The organism is Variovorax sp. 05N34, from assembly GCF_056397405.1.
The window spans coordinates 137,828-160,841 of record NZ_JBFTNI010000005.1 but is presented as its reverse complement, the minus strand read 5'-3'; the positions used below and the strand labels follow the sequence as shown (position 1 = coordinate 160,841).

The window sequence follows — 23,014 nt, the reverse complement described above, 5'->3', positions numbered from 1 at the left end:
GCCTCAGGGCCTCAGAAGCTCTGTCCTCGCACGCTGGCACTGCGCCCTATCTTTCTCAGCCTGGCAGAAAGCTGCGCCTGGGCTTCGAGCTCGCGCTGCCACAGCTCATAACCCGCATCGCTGGGATGAAGGCCATCGGGCGCGACCAGCCGGGCGGGATGCCGCGCGAAGGGATCGTCCTCCCGCTCCTGGTAGAGCGAAACGTACTGCGCGCCATTGGCTTGCGCGACCTCCGAGACGATGGCATGGAGCTGGCGCGAGCGGAAGCGCATCCACCAGTTCCAGGGCGGAAGAAGAAATCGCGTGTTCCCGACGTTGCCGGGCGGCATGAAGATGACGAGGTCCGAGCGGATGCGAGCTCGCTGGGCGATCTGGCGGACGCTGTCGCGCAGCGCGCCGCCGCTGGTGCCATGAAAGAGGTCGTTGCTGCCGCCGAGCACCAGCACCGCGTCGAAGCGCTCGTCTCCTTCGAGCTGTCGGGCAAAGTCTTCGAAGCGCGCGCCGTGCGCTCCTTTGTTGACGACCGTGAGTGTCGGGTTGGCGCGAGACAGCAGGCCGGCGAGGCTGTATTCAGGGGCGCTCGCGCCGGAGCCCTTGGCAGCGCTGTCGCCGACGATCAACAGGCGGGCACCCTCTGGACGTGCCACGCGCTCGAAGGGATGGCCCCTGCGCGCCTTGCGGCCGGCCTGGCGGATGCGAAGTGCGGCATAGCCGCCCGTGGCCGCGATGAAGCCGGCCAGCACGGACAGGCCCGCCGCGGCTGCAATGTTCTGGCGTTTCACACGGTCTCCTTCCGGACTTTGTTGGATTGGATCTGAAGCCTAAAGGTAGCCTGATCCGCGAAATGTAGGAAGCGTCCCAACGGCCATGCTGAAGACTTCCAATGGCGCAGCGATCATCAATGAAAGTGACGGCTGACGCACATCGCCCGCGAATTCCTACCCGCGTGCCGCATGCGTCGCGGGAGATATGTGACGTCCCAACGCACTAGGAGCACAGCATGCCAAGGGGTGATAAATCGTCCTACACCGGCAAGCAGAAACGCCAGGCCGAGCACATTGAAAGCGGCTACGAGCATCGCGGCGTGGCCAAGCAGGAAGCGGAGCGGCGCGCCTGGGCGACAGTCAATGCCGAAACCGGCGGCGGCAAGAAGAGCGGCTCGGGCCGCGGCAAGGCGGAGAACCACGCGCCTGCGCACAAGGGCGGCCACAAAGGTGGAGCGGCGTCGGCCTCGCGCTCGGCTGCTGAACGCTCGGCGTCAGCCAAGAAGGCAGCTGCGACCCGCAAGCGCAACGCCGAGCATCGCGGCTGATTGTGCTGCCCGCCTTCGACGGGCGCCCGCCTCAGGCGGGATCTGACCGCTTCGACATTTCCGTCAGTTGAAGCTCGATCCTGAAGAGGCGCTCGTTGAGGATCGCGGTCTGTAGCCGTATCGCCTCGATGATTGCCCGCGTCTGCGGGTCGGCAGCGTTGTTCGAAAGCTCTTGCAGTTCGTGCAGTTTGTTGCGCAGCTCGTTGCTCATGTCGGGACTCCGTGGGGCGTTGGCTCCATCGTAGGCAAAGCCGCGCTTCGCGTCATCAGCCGTGCGGCGTCGGCGGCAAAGTCTTGAGGTACAGATGCAACGCTTGCACGTCCATCTCGCTCATCTCGCGCAGTGAGCCGAAGGGCATCACCTTGACCGCCGTGCCATCGGGGCGATTGCCCGTCTTGAAGAGACGCGCAAAAGTCTCTACGTCAGCGTAGCGGGCCATGGCCGAACCTTCGCCGGGCGTCAGGTTGGCTGCTGCGGGCCAGTCGGGCGGGCCGCCCGGGATCTTGCCGCCGTTGAGCTTGGCGCCATGGCAGCCGAGGCACATGTTCGCCACGTAGGCGCCGTGGACGACTGTCACCCCGTCAGGCACCGGCTGCTCGGGCGGCCGTGAATGATCAATCTTGGCTGCTGCGTCCTTGACCACGCCGAAGCCGTAGAAGGCGCGAACCGGCAAAGGCAGTTCGACCACCGCACCACCGCCCGTGGCGGGCTCGGTGTGCCGGAGGTAGGCGACGAGTGAGGCGAGATCGTCGTCGGTCAGCCGGTTGTAGTCTTCGCTCGGCATCACCATCAGCGCCCTCCCCACCGGATTGACGCCATGCCGGATGGAGCGCTCCCAATCTTCCGGCTTGTAGCCTGCCACGACGCTCCCGGGGCCGGGGCTGATGTTCGGGCCGGCGATTCGCATGCCTTTGCCATCGTCGAGGAACACAGCGCCATTTGCCTTGGCACCGTGGCAGTCGACGCATCCTCGGGATGCGAATAGATAGCGCCCCCGTTCGATAGCGGCTGCATCGTCGCGGAACGCGACGCCCTGCACGACGACGTCGACCTTGCGCTGCATCTTGTAGCGCGCCAGCTGATCGCCGGCGAAGAGCGCCGCTGCAATGAGCGCGACCATGATCACCAGCGCCAGAGCGATCCGCTTCAGCCACCGTTTGCCGGTCCGGCCCGTCGGGGCCGTCATGCCAGGTCCTTCGGCAGCCGTGGCGGATTCGCGACCTTGCGGGCGCCCGCTCCGGCGCCCAACTTTTTGTGAGACATGGCAAACTCCCGTTCGTTGATGTATGGTTTAAATTTGGATTGCGTGTTCAAAAATGGATGATGGCGTAAATTTCGGCGGAGCGTCAATATCGCTTTTGCCAGATGCACTGGCCGAAAGTGTGTGGCGCGCGCAGCCCGGGCTGCTCAAGCGCGAGCGCACCCGCGTGCAGCTCGTGCAGGCTGCAATCAAGGTTTTCGGCGCGCGCGGCTATGTCGAAGCCACCATTCAGGAGATCGCGGCGGTCGCCGGTATGGCGACCGGCACCGTCTACAACCACTTCAAGACCAAGGACGAGGTGGCCAGCGCAGTGGCGCTGCTTCTCGCGGACACGCTTTGCCGCCGGATCACGGACAGTCAGCAAAGCATTCAGGAAGGCGCCCAGCGCATGGCCATTGGCGTTCGGCGCTACATCTGGCTGGCGGAAGAGAGCCCGCAATGGGCACTGATGATGCTGGAGATCGCGGCCGCGGCGCCGCAGCTTCTCGCCGAGGTGCGTGACTACGCGCTGGCCGACCTGCGCCTCGGCGTCAGGCAGAAGGCTTTCCGCGTGCCCAGCGAGACAGCCGCGATGGACATGATCAACGGCAGCGTCCAGCAGGCGATGCGCACGGTCATCTATGGCGCCGCGCCCGCGAATCACGGACGTGATGTGGCGAACTGTGTGTTGCGGGGATTGGGCATGGAGCTGGCCGAAGCAAAGGAGGTCGCGAGCCGGCCCTTGCCGCCCTTCCCGCCAATGGCCGACAAACCCTCGGTGAAGGCAAAGAGCGCGGCCGGGTCGAAGCGCCGGGCCGCCTGACGGCGCTCAGCTCAGGGCTCGGACGGGTCCCATGCCGGAGAGTGCCACCCAAGCAATTCGGCCAAGCGCCGCACGATCCAAAGAGCTTCGGCCGATGACACACCCGCGTCGGGCGAACTCAGGCCCGCATGAATCCGCAACAGGATCTCTTCTTCGGACGGCACTTCGACGTGGTGCAAGATTTGCGCGTGCTGCACCAGATGATTGGCAAGGTCCTCGCACACCTCGTAGCGTGAACGAACGATGGCAATCGGTTCGCTGAGCCGCTGCCGATAATCGGTGTAGACGGCGAAGAACGAAGGCGGGATGTCGATCTGGTAGTCGTCAGACATGTCGGAAGGGGTGCGGGAAATCCAATGAAAAACGCGCCCGTAGGCGCGTTTCAGGAGATTGCTGCGCCAGACGGTGCGACTGGCGCAACGGGCCCCCGACCGATCAGCCGCCCTTCTTGGCGCGCTTGCCGGGGTTCTTCTTGCTGCGAGTGGCGGTGCCGCGCTCCAGGCTTACCTTCTGGCCGCCACCCATCTTGGGAAGGCTGTAGCCGGGCATCGGAACGGGCTTGGGGGTGGCAATGCGGTCTGCCTCGGTGCGGATTTTGTTGGGCATGGAAAGCTCTGGTGAAAAAAATCGAAGGACGTAATTAAGCCACATCGTCGAGCAGCCGCACTTTGACGGTCTTGCCCTTGACGCGGCCAGTGGAAAGCTTGTGCACGGCTTCGCGGGCAATGCGCCGGTCGACCGCCACGTAAGTGGAGAACTCGTTGACGTTGATCTTGCCGACCTGTTCGCGCGTGAAGCCGGCTTCGCCGGTCAGGGCGCCCAGGACGTCGCCGGCGCGTATTTTTTCCTTGCGCCCACCGATGATCTGCAGCGTGGCCATCGGGGCCCGCAGGGGATCAGCGTCGCCGGACGGGCCGGCAGTGAGCTCGGAAAGGGGATGCCATTCGGATTCGCGGCCTTGCAACTGCTCGATCTTTCCGACGCTGCCCATCTCGTCCATGCTGGCAAGGCTGAGCGCCAGACCTTCCGCGTCGCCGCGGCCCGTGCGGCCGATGCGGTGAATGTGGATCTCGGGATCGGGGGTCACGTCGACATTGATCACTGCTTCGAGTTGTGCAATGTCGAGACCGCGCGCCGCGACGTCGGTGGCGACCAGAACGGAACAGCTGCGGTTGGCAAACTGCACCAGCACCTGGTCTCGCTCGCGCTGCTCCAGCTCGCCGAACAATGCCAAGGCGCTGAAGCCCTGGCTTTGCAGCACCTGAACCAGATCGCGGCACTGCTGCTTGGTGTTGCAGAAGGCGAGCGTGCTGGAAGGACGAAAGTGGTTAAGCAACAAGCTCACGGCATGCAGCCGCTCGCTATCCTTGACCTGGTACCAGCGCTGGCGGATCTTGGCGCCGTCGTGCTGGGCCTCGACCGTGATCTGCTGCGGCGTCTTCATGAACTGCGCGCTGAGCTTGGCGATACCTTCGGGGTAGGTCGCCGAGAACAGCAGGGTTTGTCGTTCCTTCGGGCAGAGCCGTGCGACCTTGGCGATGTCGTCGAAGAAGCCCATGTCGAGCATGCGGTCCGCTTCATCGAGCACCAGCGTGTTGAGCGCTTCGAGGTTCAGGCTGCCGCGATCGAGGTGGTCCATGATGCGGCCGGGGGTGCCGACCACGATGTGTGCACCGTGTTCGAGGCTGGCGAGTTGCCCGCGCAGTGCGACGCCGCCGCACAGGGTGATCACCTTGATGTTTTCGGCGGCCCTGGCGAGGCGGCGTACTTCCGTCGTCACCTGGTCTGCCAATTCGCGTGTCGGGCACAGAACCATCGCCTGGACCGCGAAGCGCCTCGGATTGAGATTGGCCAACAGCGCCAGTGCAAAGGCAGCCGTTTTACCGCTACCGGTCTTGGCTTGCGCGATCAGGTCCTTGCCCAGGAGGGCCACTGGCAGGCTTGCCGCCTGGATCGGCGTCATCTGCAAGTACCCGAGCTGCGTCAGGTTCGCCAGCGTTTCTGGCGAAAGCGGCAGCGTGGCGAAATCGGTGGCCGGACCGGTCACGGAGAGGATCAGCGACGCTGCGAGTTGTTGCCGGAATTGACCGGCGGCGGACCACGGCGCTCGAGATGGCGGAACGTGATGCGGCCCTTGGTCAGGTCATAGGGCGACAGCTCCAGCGACACCTTGTCGCCGGCCAGGATGCGGATGTGATGCTTGCGCATCTTGCCGCCGCTGTAAGCGATCAGCTGGTGGCCGTTGTCGAGGGTCACGCGGTAGCGCGAGTCAGGCAGCACTTCCGTGACTGCGCCGTTCATTTCGATCAGTTCTTCCTTGGGCATGAATTACCTTTGATTGAATATGTTTGTCGTAATTGGACAGGAAAATGGTCGGCCGGTTCAAGCGGCGCAATGCACAGGTGGGGCGCTGCGTTCGCGCACCCAGCCCAAGCCTTCGTCGACGGCGTAGCGCACCGCTGCGGCGCGGCTGGCAAAACGTGGGGTGAAGCGCATGACCCGGTCATGCATGCCGCTGCCGCGGCCTGAGCGGATCGATACAGACGCCGCAAAGCGCCCGTCGTCCAGATCCTTGATGAGCGGCGAGACTAGGTACTTGCCCACCGCGATGCTGTGTTGAATGATGTCCATCGAAAGCCTTGCGCAACACGATTTCGCGCTACGCTGAAAAATATTTGAAAAAACGAGCGCAGGCCGGGCCGGATGGCGCCCACCGGGGCGGACAGCGCGCTATTCGCTTCAACAAGTACGAAGGCAGTGGTGGCAATCATGGGCGCCCGGTCTGGCGCACCAACACACTGTAAGAGCCGGCTTGCTTTTAAAAGGGCCTGGGGATTCCAGGCCAGCCGGCGAGTTTGACGAAATGCTTCGTCGTGGTATCGAAACGAACCCGGCATTCTATCCGACTGGCACAACAGTTGCTATTTCAATCTTGTGACACGACTTGCGTGTGACGCGCTTGCGACGCACGATGGCAAGTACAACGTCCGAGGAGCGCGGCCATGCAAGTTCAGCGATCAGGCACCCGATCTTCGCTCGTTCGATGGTATGGCTGCATGCTCGCGGTCGGTTTGATCTTCTTCTGCCCGGCAGCGATCGCGGCAACATCAGTCCCCGACAAGGCCGCGATGAACGCGCAGATTCGTGCGCTCAAGCGCGCTGGCGACGCGGTTGTCCTGGTCAACGTCACCGCAACGGAGGGTGCCACTTCGGCCGACAGCCTTGGCCAGCGGCGCTCGGGGTCCGGCGTCGTCATCGGATCCGACGGACTGATCCTCACGATCGGCTATTTGTTGCTCGAAGCTGAAACGATCGAAGTCGTCACGCAGGACGATCACGTCTTGCCGGCGCGACAAGTGGCGTATGACCTCGCGACCGGATTCGGCCTGATCCGGCCGCTGGTGCCACTGCGCGGCATCGAGCCTGTGCCGCTTGCCGGCATTGCCTCGCTCAAGTTGGGGCAGCCGCTCCTCGTCGCCACCGGCGGCAGCAGCGGCACAGAGGTGGGATTCACGCGTCTGACCGGTACACGTCCGTTCTCGGGCTACTGGGAGTACTACATTGACGCCGCGATATTCACCAGTCCGCCGGTGCCAAACCACAGCGGGGCATCGCTCTTCAACAGCAACGGAGAGCTGCTCGGTATCGGAAGTCTGTTCGTCCTGGAAGCCGGCGGGCCGGACGAGGCCTTGCCGGGAAACATGTTCGTCCCGGTGGAGCTGCTGCGGCCTGTGTTGTCGGAGATGAAAGCGACCGGCACCACGCGCGCGAGCACCAGGCCATGGTTGGGCGTGTCCTCGTCGGAGCGCGGGGGGCATGTGCAAATCGTGCGTGTGGATCGCTCCGGCCCCGCGCTCGAGGCAGGCGTGCAGCCCGGCGACGTGGTGCTGGAAATCGACGGCGTTCAGGTCAGTACGCTGGAAGCCTTCTACAAGCAGCTCTGGAAGCGGCCGGGCGCCGAAGGCGATGTCGAGCTCACCGTGCAACAAGGATCGGAAGTACGGAAGATCACGGTGCATGCGGTGGATCGCATGCGGACCCTCCGCAAACCTCAAGGCATATAGCCGGCGCTTTCGTCGGCTCAGTTGATTCCCAGGATTTTCTTGTTGGCGGCCTTGTCGATACCGCCTGCTGCGAAGTCATCGAACGCACGATCGGCCACCCGGATGATGTGCTGAGCGATGAATTCCGCGCCTTCCCGGGCACCGTCTTCGGGATGCTTCAGACAGCATTCCCATTCCAGCACCGCCCATCCCGGAAAGTCGTAGGCAGCCATCTTGGAGAAGATCGAGCCGAAATCCACCTGCCCGTCACCCAGTGAGCGAAAGCGCCCGGCCCTGTTGATCCACGACTGGAAGCCGCCGTAGACACCCTGCTTGCCCGTCGGATTGAACTCCGCATCCTTCACGTGAAAGATCTTGATCCGGTCGTGGTAGTGGTCAATGTACGCGAGGTAGTCCAGTTGTTGGAGGACGAAATGGCTCGGGTCATAGAGCAGGCAGGCGCGCGGATGGTTGTTCACACGCTCGAGGAACATCTCGTAGGTCACGCCGTCGTGCAGGTCTTCGCCGGGATGGATCTCGTAGCAGACGTCGACCCCCACATCGTCGAAGCGGTCGAGGATCGGTTTCCAGCGCCGGGCGAGTTCGTCGAAGGCCTCCTCGATCAGGCCGGCCGGGCGAGGCGGCCATGAATAGAGATAAGGCCATGCCAGTGCCCCCGAGAAGGTCGCGTGAGCCGTCAAGCCTAGGTTGGCCGATGCCTGGGCGGCATAGTGGAGTTGCTCGACCGCCCATTTCTGGCGCTTGACCGGATCGTTGCGGACCTCCGGCGCGGCGAAACCATCGAACCCGGCGTCGTAGGCCGGATGCACCGCGATCAACTGTCCCTGAAGATGGGTTGAAAGCTCCGTGACCTCGAGCCCGTGGCTTGCCAGCGTGCCCTTCACCTCATCGCAGTAAGTCTTGCTTTCCGCCGCTTTCTTGAGATCGAAGATGCGGACGTCCCAACTGGGGATCTGGACGCCCTTGTAGCCAAGATTCGCGGCCCAGCCTGCAATAGCTTCGAGCGAATTGAATGGCGCAGTGTCCCCGGCGAACTGAGCCAGAAAAATCGCCGGCCCCTTGATGGTCTTCATCGGTGGTCTCCTAGGTTCGATCGGTGCAAATGATGCACTTGTTTTGCGTCCACGCAACGCAAGGCACCGTCCGACACGCTCGATAGGGGGTTCGCGTGTGCGCTGGGCGGTGGAAGGTTTCACAATGGTTTTTCTGTCTACCTGGGGGCGACGCGGCATACGCGGCAGCCCGAAGAGCGATGTCACAAACGGTTTCCGGGCGCCTCAAGATCGGCCTGTCCGCCTGCTTCTCCCACGCCGACCCCGAGCGCTCCTTGTTCACGAACAAGACGCTGCAATATGTGGAGCAGTCAATTGCGCACTGGCTGATGTCCGCCGGCGCGATGGTGGTGATGGTTCCATGCCCGACCGGCGAAACGGCGCGCGGCGACACCAAGCTGTCGCACTACGCCGAATGGCTCGATGGCGTCGTCATGCATGGCGGCTCCGACGTCTGGCCCGGAAGCTACGGTGAAGTGCCGCTCAAGGACGCATGGAACGGTGACCGCATCCGGGACCTCTACGATCTGGCGCTGGTGGAGGCTTTCGAGCAAGCTGGCAAGCCGATCTTCGGCGTCTGCCGGGGGCTGCAACTGATCAATGTGGCCTTCGGAGGCACGCTCTACCAGGACATCGAGGCGCAGCACCCCAACGCGCAGCGGCATCGTGATCCGGTGGCCTACGACCAGAATTTTCACGAAATCCGCCTCACGCCCGGATCACGCCTGTCGATGCTTTATCCGGGAATGGAAACGACTCGCGTCAACAGCATCCATCACCAAGGCGTAAAGGACCTCGCGCCTGGGTTCGAAGTCGATGCATGGAGCATTCCCGATCACGTGGCCGAAGCCATCCGGCGCCGGCCGGACCGGGGGCGCAGCTACATTGCGGCGACCCAATGGCATCCCGAGTTTCACAAGTACGGCGCCACAGACACGCTCAACGACACCGCCATCCTGGAGGATTTCCTGTGGGCTTGCGCCACGGCCAAGGTCAGCCCCAAGGGGCCGCTGCGCACTGCCCCCGGCCGCATCCGCAACCGCGCGGCGCGCCTGCTGCGCCAGGCACTGCTGATGCGCTAGCGGCTTTGGTTCTTGTAGCTGCTGACGCCCGCGTCGACGGTACCGAATACCGTGACGCCGCTGCTGGAACCGCCGGCACTGGCGCCGCCGCCCGTCCCTGCGCAGGCAGTGAGCAGGCATACGACGCTGGTTGCAAGCAGCGCGGCAAAAATTCGCTTCATGCGGATCTCCGTTTTCAACTCAGATGCTTGCCGACGATGCCGGCCAGTTCGAACATCGTGACCTGATCCTTGCCGAACACGGGCTTGAGCTTTGCGTCGGCGTTGATCGCGCGCTTGTTCGTCGAATCCTGCAGGCCGTTGGCCTTGATGTAGTCCCATAGCTTCTTGATGACTTCGGTCCGGGCCACGGGTTCCCCACCGATCACCGCGGCCAAAGCGTCGCTCGGCTTGAGTCCCGCGCCGGGCTTGCGCGGCGCCTTGGGGGCGGCGGCTTTCTTGGCTGCAACCTTCTTTGCCGCGGTCTTCGCAGGCGCGGCAGTCTTCTTGGCGGCGGGCGCTGCCTTGGTGAAAGTCTTGCGCGGCGGGAACTTGCTGGTGCGCGGCTCGAACTCGAAAGTCACCTTGCCCTCTTCCTTGTTCCAGGCCAGGAAAGCCTTGAACGCGCGGCGCGTGCGCATCGACACGAACTTGTCGAGCAGGTCGGTCTTGCCGGTGGCGAGCAGCTTCTCAACCTGCGCTCGTTCCACGGGCTGCTGAAGAATGATCTTGCCGGTCTTGAAATCGCACGTCGGCGTGGGTTGTTGGTTGGTCGGCACCGACTTTTCGCAAACGTAGTTGCTGCCGTGTTCGAACACGCGTGCGCCGCATTTCGGGCAGGCGCCCAGTGACTCCTGGCCGCTGAAATCGACGATCTCGCCCGTCTCGGCGTTCTTGTCGTCACCGAAATCGAACTCGAGCTTCCAGTTCTTCGCTTCCTCGTCGAACTTGAGGATGATCTCCGACGTGAAAGGCCAACCCGCCTTCGAGCGGAAGCCTTCCAGCGGGCCGATGTGCTTTTCGCGCAGCAACTGCTCGGCTTCCTGGACCTCAAAGGTTCGCCCGGCAGGCGACTTGCCGAACGAGAAGCCGCAAGGTTCCTGGCCAGGCTTGCCGGTGCATGTGTAGCGGCGGTAGTTTTCTTTCACCACGCCGCCGCAGTTGGGGCAGGGCGTCGAAAGCGTGGCGTAGTCCCCCGGCACGGTGTCGCGGTCGTATTCCTTGGCCTTCTTGACGATGTGCTCCGTCATCTCGGCGATTTCGCGCATGAAGGCTTCCCGGCTGAGCTTGCCGTGCTCCATCTGCGCAAGCTTGTATTCCCACTCGCCGGTGAGCTCTGCCTTGGAGAGTTCCTCGACGCCGAGGCCGCGCAGCAGCGTCATGAGCTGGAACGCCTTGGCGGTCGGAATCAGCTCGCGGCCTTCGCGGTACATGTACTTTTCGGCCAGCAAGCCTTCGATGATGGCCGCGCGAGTCGCTGGCGTGCCAAGGCCTTTTTCCTGCATCGCCTCGCGCAGTTCGTCGTCGTCGATGGTCTTGCCTGCGCCTTCCATGGCGCCGAGCAGCGTGGCTTCCGAATAGCGCGCGGGCGGCCGCGTCTTCAGGCCTTTGGGTTCAGCGGATTGGACCTTGACCATTTCGCCAGGCTTGACCGGCACCAGGCGCTTGCCGTCCTTGTCGTCTTCCTTCTCGTCGTCCTGGGCTTCCTTGCCATAGATCGCGAGCCAACCCGGCTTGACGAGCACCTTGCCGTCCGTGCGAAACGGATACTTCTTGCCCGCATGCTCGACAGTGCTGATGCGTGTCGTCACCTGGTATTCGGCACTCGGGAAGAAGACCGAAAGAAACCGTCGAACGACGAAGTCATAGAGCTTCTGCTCGGCATCCGAGAGGCCGCTAGGCGCTTGCAAGGTCGGGATGATCGCGAAGTGATCGCTGACCTTGGCGTTGTCGAAGATGCGCTTGGAAGGCTTGACGTAGCTGCCGTCGATCGCCTGCTGTGCAAAGGGCGCCAAGTGCCGCATGCCGCTGTTGGCGAGCATGCCCATGGTTTGCTTCACGACAGGCAGGTAGTCCTCGGGCAGCGCGCGCGAATCGGTACGCGGATAGGTCAGCGCCTTGTGACGCTCGTAGAGGCTTTGCGCCAGCGCCAGCGTCGTCTTGGCGCTGAAGCCGAAGCGGCCGTTGGCCTCGCGCTGCAGCGATGTCAGGTCGAACAGCAGCGGCGACGCCTGGGTGGTCGGCTTGCTTTCCTCGGTGACGCTCGCGACCTTGCCGCGTGCGGCTTCGGCAATTTCACGGGCATCGCGCTCGTTCCACACACGGTCGGCACGTTGTTCAGGGTCGGCCACGCCATCAGGGCCGGGCGGCGGTTTCCTCCAGGCAGGATCGAACCACTTGCCGGGGTATTCGCCGGCTTCGGCCAGGAAGCTGCCATGCACTTCCCAATAGTCGCGGCTGACGAACTTGCGGATCTTTTCTTCGCGCTCGACCACCACCGAAAGCGTTGGGGTCTGCACGCGGCCCACGGTGGTGAGAAAGAAACCACCATCGCGCGAATTGAACGCCGTCATGGCACGGGTGCCGTTGATGCCGACCAGCCAATCAGCCTCGGACCGTGAACGCGCGGCGTCGGCCAGGCCCCGCATCTGCTGCTCGGTGCGCAGCTGGTCGAAGCCCTCCCGAATGGCTTGCGGCGTCATCGACTGCAGCCAGAGCCGCTTCACGGGTTTGCCGAGCGTTGCTTTGCCGCCGGCATATTGTTCGATCAGCCGGAAGATCAACTCACCCTCGCGGCCCGCGTCGCAAGCGTTCACAAGCTGGGTCACGTCCTTGCGCTTGGCCTGCTTGACCACCGCATTGAGGCGGGTCTTGGTCTTGTCGACCGGCTTCAGGTCGAACCGTGGCGGAATCACCGGCAGGTTCGCGAAGCTCCATTTGCCGCGCTTGACGTCGAACTCCTCGGGCGCCTGGATTTCGACCAGGTGGCCCACCGCACTCGTCACGACATACTTTTCGTTTTCGAAGTGCTCCTCGTGCTTGTCGAATTTGCCGGCCACGGGCGTGAGCGCGCGCACGATGTCCTGGGCCACCGACGGCTTCTCTGCAATCACCAAAGTCTTCATTGACAAGTCATCCTTACAATCTGGCGCTTCTCGCGTGCGCACGCGCACGCGCATGCGTACATATTCAAACTATCAGACTTCGCCGATGCCTTCCAAGTCCCCTGTTTCCAGCGGCCGTCGCATTCAGACTCGGCGCTCGGCCGTCCATGGCAACGGCGTCTTCGCCGTGCAGGATATCGCGGAGGGCGAGACGCTCATCGAATACAAGGGCGAAGTCATCACGTGGAAGGAAGCGCTGCGCCGCCATCCGCATGACCCGGCCCAGCCCCATCACACGTTCTACTTTCATATCGATGACGGCCATGTGATAGATGGCGGCGTCAAGGGCAATGCGGCGCGCTGGATCAATCACTCCTGCGACCCAAGCTGCGAGGCCGACGAACAGGACGGCCGTGTCTTCATCAAGGCGCTGCGCAATATCGCCGCCGGCGAAGAACTGAGCTACGACTACGGCCTTGTCATCGACGAACCCTATACAGAAAAGCTGAAGGCGGACTTCCCGTGCTGGTGCGGCTCGGAGAATTGCCGAGGCACTCTGCTGGCGCCGAAAGGCGGTGGCAAGGGCAAGAAGAAGGACAAGGGCGCCAAGAAGAACGCGAAGAACGCCAAGAACGCGAAGAACGTCAAGGACGCCAAGACAAAAAGCGCCGCGAAGAAGAAGGACAAACCCGAGAAGCCAGGGAAGGGCAAGGCGCGCAAGGATCCGAAGAAGCAAAAGGCCAAGTCCAACAAGGGCTGAACATGGCTGCACGCTGGTTCGAAGACGAGATCGCGCACGCACTGGCAGAGTCGCTGCCGGGCCTGAAGGTGGAAGTCGTTGCCGAGATCGACTCCACCAGCAGCGAATTGATGCGCCGAGCGCGCGATGGACGCCGGTCTCCCATGCTTCTGGTGGCCGAACGGCAGACTGCCGGCCGGGGGCGTTTGGGCCGCAACTGGCAAAGCGCGCAAAGCACGGGCGAGCCTGCATCACTGACCTTCTCGCTCGGGCTGCCCTTGGCACCGCGAGACTGGTCGGGCCTGTCGCTTGCCGTTGGCGTGAGCGTTGCCGAAAGCCTGGACCCTTCAAATGCGGCGGGGCTCGCGCTGAAATGGCCCAACGACCTATGGGTCGGCGACCGCAAGCTCGGCGGCATCCTCATCGAAACCGCGTTGCTCACTCCCGACGCGGCCGAGCGCTATCTGGTGATCGGCATCGGGATCAACATCGGTCCGCGCGAGGCGGCCGGATTCAGCACCGCACCAGCCTGGCTCCAGGAGTGGCAGCCGCTTGCCAAAGCCGGAGAGGTGCTTCGCGAGATCGTGGTGCCGCTGGTGCACAGCGTCCGCGAATTCGACGAACGAGGCTTCGTGCCTTTTGCGTCGCGGTTCGCAGCGCGCGACATTCTTCGTGGCCGCGATGTGTGCCTGAGCGACGGCACCGAGGGCCAGTGCGAAGGCGTCGGCTGGGGCGGTGAGCTGTTGGTGCGGACAGCCGACGGCATGAAGACCATCACCAGCGCTGAAGTCAGCGTGCGGCCTGCTCGTCCGTCCCGATGAAAGTGCGCCTCTTGGTGGTGGCGTTGCTATTGGCCAACTTGGGCTACTACGCGTGGTCGCACGGTGGGCTTGCTGTCTTCGGTGCCAAGCCGGCGCGCTTCGATGAGCGCGAACCTCAGCGTCTGCAGCAGCAAGTGCGACCGCAATTGCTCGAAATTCGCAAGAACGCCGCGAGCACAGCCCTTTAGCTGCTCAAGCGAACGGCGTGCCGTTCACTTTCGTTTCCGTCGAAACGCAGGCTGACGAGCGTGCCTGGTGGATGCTGTCCCGGATGCGCGTCTTCCAGTCGCACCGTCGCAAAGTGCTGGCGTGCAATCTCCCGCACGATGGGCAGACCAAGTCCTGAGCCGTCCGCCTCGTTGCCGAGCACACGGTAGAAGGGCTCGAACACCAGCTCGCGCTCGCTCTCCGCAATGCCCGGGCCGTTGTCCTCGACTTGCACGACGACGATCCGGCCGAAAGGATCCGCCAGCACTCGCGCAGTGATCACCCCTGGGCGCTCGGGCGCCGAGGGCGTGTAGTTGATGGCGTTGTCGAGCAGGTTTCGGATCAGTTCCTTGAGCAGGGTCGGATTGCCGTCGATCCCCACCCCCGGTGCGCCCGGCTCGGCGCCCTCATAGCCGAGGTCGATGCGCTTGTCGATCGCCCGGGGTACGGCCTCGCGCACGACCTCGATGGTGAGCCGTGCGAGGTCGCAGGGCTGGCGGCCGATGTTGGCGCCGCTGCTTTCCGCGCGCGCGAGCGACAGGAGCTGATTGACCGTGTGCGTCGCACGCACGCTGGCACGGCCGATTTGCTTGAGCGACTGCTTCAGTTCGTCCGCATTGGCGCCTTCGCGCTGTGCAAGATCGGCCTGCATGCGAAGTCCTGCGAGGGGCGTCTTCAGCTGGTGAGCTGCATCGGCAAGAAAGCGCTTTTGCGTGCCGATCGAATCGTTGAGCTTGCTCAGGAGATCGTTCACCGACAGGACCAACGGCACGACTTCGAGCGGCACCGAGGATTCGTCCAACGGACTCAGGTCTCCAGGCCGGCGCTCGCGAATGCGCGCCTCGACCACCGACAGCGGTTTGATGCCGCGCACGAGCGCCAACCAGATCAGAAGCACCGCCAGCGGAAGGATCGCGAACTGCGGCAACAGTACGCCCTTGATGATTTCTGTGGCGAGCACCGACTGCTTCTCGCGCGTCTCGGCCATCTGAAGCAACGCCACCGGTGTGTCGGGGCTGCTGCCGGCTATCCAGAGCGAGGCCACCCGAACCTGTCGCCCATGGATGTCGCTGCTGCTCAGGTACACCGCGCCGGGTGTTGGCGGATCGTCGCTGGACGGAAAGGGCACGTCCGGATCGCCGCTCAGCAGCGTGCCGTGCGCATCGAGCAACTGGTAATAGACGCGGTCGACGTCATCACCACCCAGGATCTCGCGTGCCGGCTGCGGCAGCACGAACTTGACGCGCCCTTGATCGACCTCGACCATGCGCGCCAGCGTCTGGATATTGGATTCGAGTGCGCGGTCGAAGGGCGCGTTGGCAATGCCCTGCGCAACCAGCCAGGTGACCCCGATGCTGACCGGCACCAGCAGCAGGAGCGGCGTGAGCATCCAGTCGAGGATCTCGCCGAAGAGAGAGCGCTGCGCGCGCTGGAAGAGCTTCACGCTCGCCCCCAGGCTTGCCCACTTCGTGTGGCCGCCCACCCCCTGCCGGGGGCAACACCAGCGGCCCGGCGGAGCCGGTTCCGCGGTGTTTCACCAATGGGCCTGGCTGCGCAGGCCATTGACGTCAGGGCGCCATGGGGCATCAGGAGGGGATTTTTTCGAGGCAGTAGCCGAGGCCGCGGACGGTGGCGATACGCACCGGGCCCTTCTCGATTTTCTTGCGCAAGCGGTGGATATAGACCTCGATCGCGTTGAGGCTGACTTCCTCGCCCCATTCGCACAGGCGTTCGACCAGTTGATCCTTGCTCACCAGCCGCCCGGCGCGCTGGAGCAGCACTTCGAGAAGGCCCAGTTCGCGCGCCGACAGTTCGATCATCTTGCCGTCGATGGTCGCAACGCGGCCGGCCTGGTCGTAGACCAGCGGACCGTGCTTGATGGCGTTGCTCGTGCCGCCCATGCCGCGGCGCGTGAGCGCACGCACGCGTGCTTCCAGTTCCTGCAGCGAAAAGGGCTTGGCCATGTAGTCGTCCGCGCCGTAGTCGAGGCCCTTGACTCTTTCCTCGACGCTGTCGGCTGCGGTCAGCACCAGTACCGGCAGTTGCGAGCCGCGTGCGCGAAGTCGCTTGAGAATCTCCAGGCCATGCATATTGGGCAGGCCGAGATCGAGAATGAGTAGATCGAACTCGCTGTTCGTCATCAATGCGGCGTCGGCCTGCGAGCCGGTCGCCACATGATCGACCGCCGAGCCGGAAGTTCGCAGGCTTCGCAGCAGCGCATCGGCCAGCACCTGGTCATCTTCCGCAATCAGTATTCGCATCCCAGCCTCCAGACATCGCAGCTTGCACCGGCCGCCGCCCTATCGGGAATTCTAGGACGCGGCATAGGCTTCGAGTCCGATGGTTACCACGGTGGCGACGTCATCGCCGACGCTCGCCCGGAACTCTGCTTCGGCCTGTGCGACCGCGTTTCGAAATGCCTGGAGCCATGCCAGCCCATCCGAGGTGAACATCACGCGGCGCGCGCGTGCGTCGAGTGGATCCGCGCTGCGGGTCACGAGGCCCCACGCCTCGCATTGGTCGACCAGCGTGCCCATGGCCTGCTTGGTCATTCCTGCTCGCTCGGCGAGCTCCGTGAGGCGCGAGCCTTCGCGCGCCAGATGCCGCGTGATGTGGATATGGGCCGCGCTCACCTGCGCCCGTGCCGCGAGATTGGAAAGCGCCAGCGGCACGTCCGCGTCGTGGGCCATCAATGCGAGAACGCGTTCATCGAAGCGGCGCATGGCGTGGCCCAGAAGCCGGCCCAGGTGGGTTTGCCGCCAGGCATCGTGGTCGATGGGAAAAATCATGTCATTCATGCCGGACGATAGTAAACCAAACTGACCAAAAAACACGAGATCGACCGCGAATCAACCTCTACACTACTGTTCAAGCATCCAGCCTGTGATTAAAAGCAGAGTGGATGAATCCAACACAACCCGTTGATATTCAAGGAGTTTTTACATGGACGCAATCGTCAAGGGCACAAGTATTTCGGCCCCCAACAGCGAAAAAGCCAAGGCTCTGCAGGCCGCGCTGGCCCAAATCGAAAAGCAGTTCGGCAAGGGCACGATCATGCGTCTGGGCGAGGGCGAAGCGCTCGAAGACATCCAGGTGGTCTCCACCGGCTCGCTGGGTCTGGACATCGCGCTTGGCGTCGGCGGCCTGCCGCGCGGCCGGGTGATCGAGATCTACGGTCCGGAATCCTCGGGCAAGACCACGCTCACGCTCCAGGTCATCGCCGAAATGCAGCGCCAGGCCGGCACCTGCGCCTTTGTCGATGCCGAGCACGCACTTGACGTGCAATACGCCCAGAAGCTCGGCGTGAACCTGTCCGACCTGCTCATCAGCCAGCCCGACACCGGCGAGCAAGCTCTCGAAATCGTCGATTCACTGGTGCGCTCCGGCGCGGTCGACCTGATCGTGGTCGACTCGGTCGCCGCGCTCACGCCCAAGGCCGAAATCGAAGGTGAAATGGGCGACTCCCTGCCTGGCCTGCAGGCTCGCCTCATGAGCCAGGCGCTGCGCAAGCTCACGGCCACCATCAAGAAGACCAACTGCATGGTCATCTTCATCAACCAGATCCGCATGAAGATCGGCGTGATGTTCGGATCGCCCGAAACCACCACCGGCGGCAACGCCCTGAAGTTCTACGCCTCCGTGCGCCTCGATATCCGCCGCATCGGAACCATCAAGAAGGGCGACGAGGCGATCGGCAACGAAACCAAGGTCAAGGTGGTCAAGAACAAGGTCTCGCCGCCCTTCAAGACCGCGGAGTTCGACATCCTGTTCGGCGAAGGCATCAGCCGCGAAGGCGAGATCATCGACATGGGCGTGACCGCCAAGATCGTCGACAAGTCAGGCGCCTGGTACGCCTACAACGGCGAAAAGATCGGGCAAGGCCGCGACAACGCGCGTGAGTTCCTGCGCGAAAACCGCGAGCTGTCGCGCGAGATCGAGAACAAGGTGCGCGAATCGCTCGGCATTCCGCTGCTTCTGGCCGAGACACCCGACGCGTCGGCGGAAAAGGCTGAGAAGCCCGAAAAAGCAGAGAAGGCCGAGAAAGCCGAGAAGGCAGGGAAGTAGGGCGGCTCCTCCGCAGCAGCGCTCGCCCGACGCGGCGGGCGCGGTTATGAACCGCAGCGATCATTCATGCCATGGCCTTTGCCGCACCATCCCTCAAGGGCCGCGCGCTTCGCCTGTTGAGCCAACGTGAGCATTCACGCGCGGAGCTCGAACGCAAGCTCGCCAAGTACGAAGAGCAGCCGGGCGAGCTGTCACTCGCGCTCGACGAGCTGACCGCCAAGGATTTCATCAGCGAGGCGAGGGTGGTGCAGTCGGTTCTGCATCAGCGTGCCGCAAGGCATGGCGCTGCCCGAGTGCGCCAGGAATTGCTTCACAAGGGCATCGCACCCGAAGCAGTCGCGGAGGCTGTCGCGAGCCTGCAGGGCAGCGAGCTGGACCGCGCCCGCGAAGTCTGGCGACGCCGCTTCGATGCGCTCCCGCAGGACGCAACGCAACGCGCGAAGCAGACGCGATTCTTGCTGGCGCGCGGATTCTCCGGCGCCGTGGTCTCCAGGGTGTTGCGCTACGACCCGGACGAGTGAGCCGCCGCGCCGGGAGGCTGCAAAGCCAGGATCGGTTCAGATCCCCAGCATCAGCTTCAGGTTCTGGACCGCCGCACCGCTAGCGCCCTTGCCCAGGTTGTCGAGCCGGGCGATGACGACGGCGTGCCGATGGTCTTCATTCGGGAACACGCGGATCTCGAGCTGATTGGTGTCATTGAGGGCCAGCGGATCGAGCTTGCCATCCGAGCTCGGCGGCAACACCTTCACGAACTGCTCCGGCGTGTTGCTCTTGGCGTAGTGCGAGGCGAGAGCGTCGTGCAGGTCGCTCGCCTTCGGGCGGCCGGGCAGGTCATCGAGGTGCAGCGGCAACTGGACCAGCATGCCTTGCTTGAAGTTGCCCACTGCGGGAATGAACACGGGCCGGCGGGTCAGGCCGGTGTATTTCATGATCTCGGGGATATGCTTGTGCTTGAGTCCGAGCGCATAGGTTTCGAAAGCCGGCGCGGCGCCTGCTTCGTACGCTTCGATCATGGTCCGACCGCCGCCGGAATAGCCGCTGACCGAGGGCAGGGCGATCGGGAACCCGGGTGGAAGCAGTCCGGCGTCCACCAGCGGGCGAACGATCGCGATGGCGCCCGTCGCGTAGCAGCCCGGATTGGCGACGCGCTCGGCCTTGGCGACGGCGTCCTTCTGGCCGGCCACCAGCTCTGGAAATCCGAACACCCAGCCTTCCGCCGTACGGTGCGCGGTAGAGGCGTCGATGATCTTGGGACGGCGGCCTTCGAGTTGATCGATCAAGGCCACTGATTCACGTGCGGCGTCGTCGTGCAGGCAGAGCACCACGAGATCGACGCCTGCCATCAGCTCACGCTTTGCGGCGACGTCTTTTCGGAGCTCAGGGGCGATGCTCACGAGTTCGATGTGCGGCATCGACTGGAGCCGCTCGCGGATCTGCAGGCCGGTCGTGCCGGCTTCGCCATCAATGAAGACCTTGGGCATGGGAGGGCCTCGAAAAAGCTCTGACGTCTCTGGAGTAACTACGTATTGACCACAGCGCAAGGGGCGGCCCTTGGTGCGGCGCACCATGATACAGTCCTCTGCTGTTCGCCGCCCCCGCCGCCAGGCGCCGTGGCCCGCGGACAACAGCCACAATTTCTCCCGATCTCCAAACCCCGTTCCGAGAGACACCCTCATGAAGATTCACGAGTACCAAGGCAAGGAAATTCTTGCCAAGTTCGGCGTGCCTGTGCCCCGTGGCATTCCGGCGTACACAGTGCAGGAGGCGGTCGAAGCCGCTCAGAAGCTCGGCGGCCCCGTCTGGGTCGTCAAAGCCCAAATCCACGCGGGCGGCCGCGGCAAGGGCGGCGGCGTCAAGGTCGCCAAATCGATCGAAGACGTCAAGAAGCTGGCCGGCGACATCCTCGGCATGCAGCTCAAGACACACCAGACCGGTCCTGAAGGCCAGAAGGTGCGCCGCCTCTACATCGAAGACGGCGCGGACATCCAGAAGGAATACTACGTCTCGGTCGTGACCGATCGCGCGACGCAAAAGGTCGCGATCATCGCTTCCAGCGAGGGCGGCATGGACATCGAGGAAGTGGCCCACTCCACGCCCGAGAAGATCGTCACCGAATTCGTCGACCCGCTCACCGGCCTCGGCGACGCGCAAGCCAAGAAGATATCCGATGCCATCGGCATGCCGGCAGACTCTACGGCCCAAGCCGTGGACGTCCTCAAGAAGCTCTACACCTGCTACATGGAAACGGACGCCTCGCTGGTCGAGATCAACCCGCTCAACCGTGACAGCAAGGGCAACGTCGTCGCGCTCGACGCCAAGTTCAACTTCGACAGCAACGCGCTGTTCCGCCATCCCGAAATCGTGGCGCTGCGCGACCTCGACGAGGAAGACGCAGCCGAAGTCGAAGCCAGCAAGTTCGATCTCGCCTACATCAGCCTCGACGGCAACATCGGCTGCCTCGTGAACGGCGCCGGCCTTGCCATGGCAACCATGGACACCATCAAGCTCTTCGGTGGCGAACCGGCCAACTTCCTGGACGTCGGCGGCGGCGCCACACCCGAGAAGGTGACCGAAGCCTTCAAGATCATGCTGAAGAACAAGAACGTCGAGGCCATCCTCGTCAACATCTTCGGCGGCATCATGAAGTGCGACACCATCGCAACCGGCGTCATCGCAGCCTGCAAGGCCGTGAACCTGCAGGTGCCGCTGGTGGTGCGCATGAAGGGCACCAACGAAGTCGAAGGCAAGAAGCTGCTGGCCGATTCCGGCCTGCCGATCATCAGCGCCGACACCATGGCGGAAGCGGCCCAGAAGGTCGTGGCAGCAGTCAAGAAAGCCTAAGGAAACGTCATGTCGATCTACATCAACAAAGACACCAAAGTCATCACGCAAGGTATCACCGGCAAGACCGGTCAGTTCCACACTGAAAAGTGCCAGGAATACGCGAACGGCAAGAACTGCTTCGTGGCCGGCGTGAATCCGAAGAAGGCCGGCGAGTCGATCTTCAACATCCCGATCTTCGGCTCCGTCAAGGAAGCCGCCACGCAAACCGGCGCGACCGTGTCCGTGATCTACGTGCCGCCGGCTGGCGCTGCCGCCGCGATCTGGGAAGCCGTCGAGGCCGACCTGGACATGGCGATCTGCATCACCGAAGGCATTCCCGTTCGCGACATGCTCGAAGTGCGCAACAAGATGAGGGCCAAGGAAGCCGCCGGCGGCAAGAAGACGCTGCTGCTCGGCCCGAACTGCCCCGGCCTGATCACGCCCGACGAAATCAAGATCGGCATCATGCCCGGCCACATTCATCGGAAGGGCCGTATCGGGGTGGTCAGCCGCTCGGGCACGCTCACCTATGAAGCCGTGGCGCAATTGACCGAAATCGGTCTTGGCCAGTCGAGCGCTGTCGGCATCGGTGGCGACCCGATCAACGGGCTCAAGCACATCGACGTGATGAAGGCCTTCAACGACGATCCCGACACCGACGCCGTCATCATGATCGGCGAAATCGGCGGCCCCGACGAAGCCGACGCGGCACGCTGGTGCAAGGACAACATGAAGAAGCCGATCGTCGGCTTCATTGCCGGCGTGACTGCCCCTCCCGGCAAGCGCATGGGTCATGCAGGCGCGCTGATTTCCGGCGGCGCTGATACAGCGGACGCCAAGCTGGCCATCATGGAAGAATGCGGATTCACCGTGACGCGCAACTTCTCTGAGCTCGCCAAGCGCCTGAAGGCACTTATCTGATAATCGCGCCTAGCGGTGTGAACCACACAAGAAAAAGCGCCCGCAATTCAGGTTGCGGGCGCTTTTTCAATCAATAACACGTGGCTTGAGACATGGAACTTTTGCAAACCGCGGACTTCTGGATCGGTCTTGTCAAGATCGTCTGGATCAACATCATTCTCTCGGGCGACAACGCCGTCGTCATCGCGATGGCGGCGCGTTCGCTTCCACCCCAGCAGCAGCGCACGGCCGTGCTGTTCGGTTCCGGGGCCGCAGTGGTTCTGCGCATTATTCTCACGGTCGTCGCGGCCAAGTTGCTGGCGCTGCCTTATCTGCAGATCGTCGGCGGCGCGTTGCTGTTGTGGATCGGCACCCAGTTGCTCGGCGAAGAGGAAGACGATGGCGGCGAGGACAAGGAATACGGCAGCATGTTTGCGGCGGTAAGAACCATTTTGCTGGCCGACCTCGTCATGAGCCTGGACAACGTCATTGCCGTCGCGGCAGCGGCCCAGGGCAGCATGGTGTTGCTGATCCTCGGACTGGCAATCAGTATTCCGCTGGTGATTTTTGGCAGTACGCTCATGATCAAGCTCATGGAACGTTTTCCCATCATCGTCATGCTCGGCGCAGCGCTGATCGGCTGGGTCGGCGGCGAGACGATCGTCAGCGACACCATCCTCGCCGACGTCCAGGCAAACAACCCGTGGCTGCATTACGCCGCCGCGATCACCGGTGCCATCTTCGTGGTTCTGGTTGGCCGGTGGCTTCAACGCCGCGGACACGCTGAAAAGCTGATCGCCTGA

The 23,014-nt window shown here is 63.4% G+C and carries 28 protein-coding genes; 13 read left to right on the top strand and 15 right to left on the bottom strand.

Annotation, left to right across the window (positions count from 1 at the left end):
* Window positions 1–11: 11 nt before the first annotated feature.
* A complete protein-coding gene (locus AC1DMA_RS15430; protein ID WP_478144747.1) occupies window positions 12–782 on the bottom strand; it encodes an SGNH/GDSL hydrolase family protein in 771 nt (256 codons plus the stop codon).
* Between the two features lie 218 nt (window positions 783–1,000).
* Between AC1DMA_RS15430 and AC1DMA_RS15425 the strand changes: the two genes are divergently transcribed.
* Window positions 1,001–1,312: a plasmid stabilization protein gene (locus AC1DMA_RS15425; RefSeq protein WP_478127519.1), complete on the top strand. Its 312-nt coding sequence runs from the start codon at window positions 1,001–1,003 to the stop codon at window positions 1,310–1,312.
* A gap of 31 nt (window positions 1,313–1,343) precedes the next feature.
* Here AC1DMA_RS15425 and AC1DMA_RS15420 read toward each other — a convergent pair whose 3' ends face one another.
* Window positions 1,344–1,523 carry a hypothetical protein gene (locus AC1DMA_RS15420; RefSeq protein ID WP_478127518.1) on the bottom strand — a complete coding sequence of 60 codons (180 nt, stop codon included), beginning with the start codon at window positions 1,521–1,523 and terminating at the stop codon, window positions 1,344–1,346.
* 55 nt (window positions 1,524–1,578) lie between these two features.
* A complete protein-coding gene (locus tag AC1DMA_RS15415) occupies window positions 1,579–2,499 on the bottom strand; it encodes a c-type cytochrome (protein ID WP_478144746.1) in 921 nt (306 codons plus the stop codon).
* Between the two features lie 196 nt (window positions 2,500–2,695).
* On the opposite strand from AC1DMA_RS15415, the gene AC1DMA_RS15410 reads away from it, so the two are divergent.
* Window positions 2,696–3,376: a TetR/AcrR family transcriptional regulator gene (locus AC1DMA_RS15410; protein WP_478127516.1), complete on the top strand. Its 681-nt coding sequence runs from the start codon at window positions 2,696–2,698 to the stop codon at window positions 3,374–3,376.
* 11 nt (window positions 3,377–3,387) lie between these two features.
* Here AC1DMA_RS15410 and AC1DMA_RS15405 read toward each other — a convergent pair whose 3' ends face one another.
* From AC1DMA_RS15405 to AC1DMA_RS15385, 5 genes are all read right to left on the bottom strand, one after another.
* Complete coding sequence (locus AC1DMA_RS15405; RefSeq protein ID WP_478144745.1) at window positions 3,388–3,708, bottom strand: hypothetical protein; 321 nt, start codon at window positions 3,706–3,708, stop codon at window positions 3,388–3,390.
* A gap of 103 nt (window positions 3,709–3,811) precedes the next feature.
* Window positions 3,812–3,982 (bottom strand): hypothetical protein, encoded by a 171-nt coding sequence (locus AC1DMA_RS15400; RefSeq protein ID WP_478127514.1) that lies wholly within the window; start codon window positions 3,980–3,982, stop codon window positions 3,812–3,814.
* A 34-nt stretch (window positions 3,983–4,016) separates the two neighbouring features.
* Window positions 4,017–5,423: an ATP-dependent RNA helicase DbpA gene (gene dbpA / locus AC1DMA_RS15395; RefSeq protein ID WP_478144744.1), complete on the bottom strand. Its 1,407-nt coding sequence runs from the start codon at window positions 5,421–5,423 to the stop codon at window positions 4,017–4,019.
* Window positions 5,424–5,431: 8 nt separating this feature from the next.
* Entirely contained in the window at window positions 5,432–5,701 is a 270-nt protein-coding gene (infA, locus tag AC1DMA_RS15390) for a translation initiation factor IF-1 (protein WP_028249914.1), read from the bottom strand.
* Window positions 5,702–5,758: 57 nt separating this feature from the next.
* Window positions 5,759–6,007: a hypothetical protein gene (locus AC1DMA_RS15385; protein WP_478127512.1), complete on the bottom strand. Its 249-nt coding sequence runs from the start codon at window positions 6,005–6,007 to the stop codon at window positions 5,759–5,761.
* A gap of 8 nt (window positions 6,008–6,015) precedes the next feature.
* Between AC1DMA_RS15385 and AC1DMA_RS15380 the strand changes: the two genes are divergently transcribed.
* Together AC1DMA_RS15380 and AC1DMA_RS15375 are read left to right on the top strand one after the other, a co-directional pair.
* On the top strand, window positions 6,016–6,180 hold the full coding sequence (locus AC1DMA_RS15380; RefSeq protein ID WP_478144743.1) for a hypothetical protein: 165 nt from the start codon (window positions 6,016–6,018) through the stop codon (window positions 6,178–6,180).
* A 198-nt stretch (window positions 6,181–6,378) separates the two neighbouring features.
* Window positions 6,379–7,440, top strand: coding sequence for a S1C family serine protease (locus tag AC1DMA_RS15375; RefSeq protein ID WP_478144742.1), 1,062 nt, complete (start codon window positions 6,379–6,381; stop codon window positions 7,438–7,440).
* A 17-nt stretch (window positions 7,441–7,457) separates the two neighbouring features.
* Here the strand turns inward: AC1DMA_RS15375 and AC1DMA_RS15370 are convergent, their stop codons facing one another.
* Entirely contained in the window at window positions 7,458–8,513 is a 1,056-nt protein-coding gene (locus AC1DMA_RS15370; RefSeq protein ID WP_478144741.1) for a sugar phosphate isomerase/epimerase family protein, read from the bottom strand.
* A 179-nt stretch (window positions 8,514–8,692) separates the two neighbouring features.
* On the opposite strand from AC1DMA_RS15370, the gene AC1DMA_RS15365 reads away from it, so the two are divergent.
* Window positions 8,693–9,574, top strand: coding sequence for a gamma-glutamyl-gamma-aminobutyrate hydrolase family protein (locus tag AC1DMA_RS15365; RefSeq protein WP_478127509.1), 882 nt, complete (start codon window positions 8,693–8,695; stop codon window positions 9,572–9,574).
* Here AC1DMA_RS15365 and AC1DMA_RS15360 read toward each other — a convergent pair.
* Both AC1DMA_RS15360 and AC1DMA_RS15355 read right to left on the bottom strand, forming a co-directional pair.
* Window positions 9,571–9,735: a hypothetical protein gene (locus tag AC1DMA_RS15360; protein ID WP_478144740.1), complete on the bottom strand. Its 165-nt coding sequence runs from the start codon at window positions 9,733–9,735 to the stop codon at window positions 9,571–9,573. The genes AC1DMA_RS15365 and AC1DMA_RS15360 overlap by 4 nt on opposite strands.
* A 14-nt stretch (window positions 9,736–9,749) precedes the next feature.
* Window positions 9,750–12,677, bottom strand: a complete 2,928-nt coding sequence (locus tag AC1DMA_RS15355) for a DNA topoisomerase III (RefSeq protein ID WP_478144739.1) — start codon at window positions 12,675–12,677, stop codon at window positions 9,750–9,752.
* Between the two features lie 85 nt (window positions 12,678–12,762).
* Between AC1DMA_RS15355 and AC1DMA_RS15350 the strand changes: the two genes are divergently transcribed.
* Genes AC1DMA_RS15350 through AC1DMA_RS15340 form a run of 3 tightly spaced genes read left to right on the top strand, consistent with a single transcriptional unit; the run spans window position 12,763 to window position 14,404 of the window.
* Window positions 12,763–13,416 carry an SET domain-containing protein gene (locus AC1DMA_RS15350; protein WP_478127506.1) on the top strand — a complete coding sequence of 218 codons (654 nt, stop codon included), beginning with the start codon at window positions 12,763–12,765 and terminating at the stop codon, window positions 13,414–13,416.
* Window positions 13,417–13,418: 2 nt separating this feature from the next.
* Complete coding sequence (locus tag AC1DMA_RS15345) at window positions 13,419–14,216, top strand: biotin--[acetyl-CoA-carboxylase] ligase (protein WP_478127505.1); 798 nt, start codon at window positions 13,419–13,421, stop codon at window positions 14,214–14,216.
* Window positions 14,213–14,404, top strand: a complete 192-nt coding sequence (locus tag AC1DMA_RS15340; RefSeq protein WP_478127504.1) for a sporulation protein — start codon at window positions 14,213–14,215, stop codon at window positions 14,402–14,404. Before AC1DMA_RS15345 ends, AC1DMA_RS15340 begins: the two co-directional genes overlap by 4 nt.
* Here AC1DMA_RS15340 and AC1DMA_RS15335 read toward each other — a convergent pair.
* The 3 genes from AC1DMA_RS15335 to AC1DMA_RS15325 all read right to left on the bottom strand — a co-directional run bounded on the left by AC1DMA_RS15335 (window position 14,401) and on the right by AC1DMA_RS15325 (window position 17,221).
* Window positions 14,401–15,867 carry a sensor histidine kinase N-terminal domain-containing protein gene (locus AC1DMA_RS15335; RefSeq protein WP_478127503.1) on the bottom strand — a complete coding sequence of 489 codons (1,467 nt, stop codon included), beginning with the start codon at window positions 15,865–15,867 and terminating at the stop codon, window positions 14,401–14,403. The two genes, AC1DMA_RS15340 and AC1DMA_RS15335, sit on opposite strands and share 4 nt — an antisense overlap.
* 142 nt (window positions 15,868–16,009) lie before the next feature.
* Window positions 16,010–16,684, bottom strand: coding sequence for a response regulator (locus AC1DMA_RS15330; protein ID WP_093165483.1), 675 nt, complete (start codon window positions 16,682–16,684; stop codon window positions 16,010–16,012).
* Between the two features lie 51 nt (window positions 16,685–16,735).
* Window positions 16,736–17,221 (bottom strand): MarR family winged helix-turn-helix transcriptional regulator, encoded by a 486-nt coding sequence (locus AC1DMA_RS15325; protein WP_478144738.1) that lies wholly within the window; start codon window positions 17,219–17,221, stop codon window positions 16,736–16,738.
* A gap of 145 nt (window positions 17,222–17,366) precedes the next feature.
* Between AC1DMA_RS15325 and recA the strand changes: the two genes are divergently transcribed.
* Window positions 17,367–18,488, top strand: a complete 1,122-nt coding sequence (recA, locus tag AC1DMA_RS15320) for a recombinase RecA (RefSeq protein WP_478144737.1) — start codon at window positions 17,367–17,369, stop codon at window positions 18,486–18,488.
* Window positions 18,489–18,559: 71 nt separating this feature from the next.
* On the top strand, window positions 18,560–19,009 hold the full coding sequence (recX, locus tag AC1DMA_RS15315; protein ID WP_478144736.1) for a recombination regulator RecX: 450 nt from the start codon (window positions 18,560–18,562) through the stop codon (window positions 19,007–19,009).
* Between the two features lie 36 nt (window positions 19,010–19,045).
* On the opposite strand, the gene argC is transcribed toward recX, so the two are convergent.
* Complete coding sequence (gene argC, locus AC1DMA_RS15310; protein WP_478144735.1) at window positions 19,046–19,969, bottom strand: N-acetyl-gamma-glutamyl-phosphate reductase; 924 nt, start codon at window positions 19,967–19,969, stop codon at window positions 19,046–19,048.
* A 193-nt stretch (window positions 19,970–20,162) separates the two neighbouring features.
* Between argC and sucC the strand changes: the two genes are divergently transcribed.
* The 3 genes from sucC (at window position 20,163) to AC1DMA_RS15295 (ending at window position 23,014) form a co-directional block, all read left to right on the top strand.
* Window positions 20,163–21,329, top strand: coding sequence for an ADP-forming succinate--CoA ligase subunit beta (sucC, locus tag AC1DMA_RS15305; protein WP_478144734.1), 1,167 nt, complete (start codon window positions 20,163–20,165; stop codon window positions 21,327–21,329).
* Between the two features lie 9 nt (window positions 21,330–21,338).
* Complete coding sequence (sucD, locus tag AC1DMA_RS15300) at window positions 21,339–22,232, top strand: succinate--CoA ligase subunit alpha (protein ID WP_478127497.1); 894 nt, start codon at window positions 21,339–21,341, stop codon at window positions 22,230–22,232.
* Between the two features lie 92 nt (window positions 22,233–22,324).
* Complete coding sequence (locus AC1DMA_RS15295; protein ID WP_478127496.1) at window positions 22,325–23,014, top strand: TerC family protein; 690 nt, start codon at window positions 22,325–22,327, stop codon at window positions 23,012–23,014.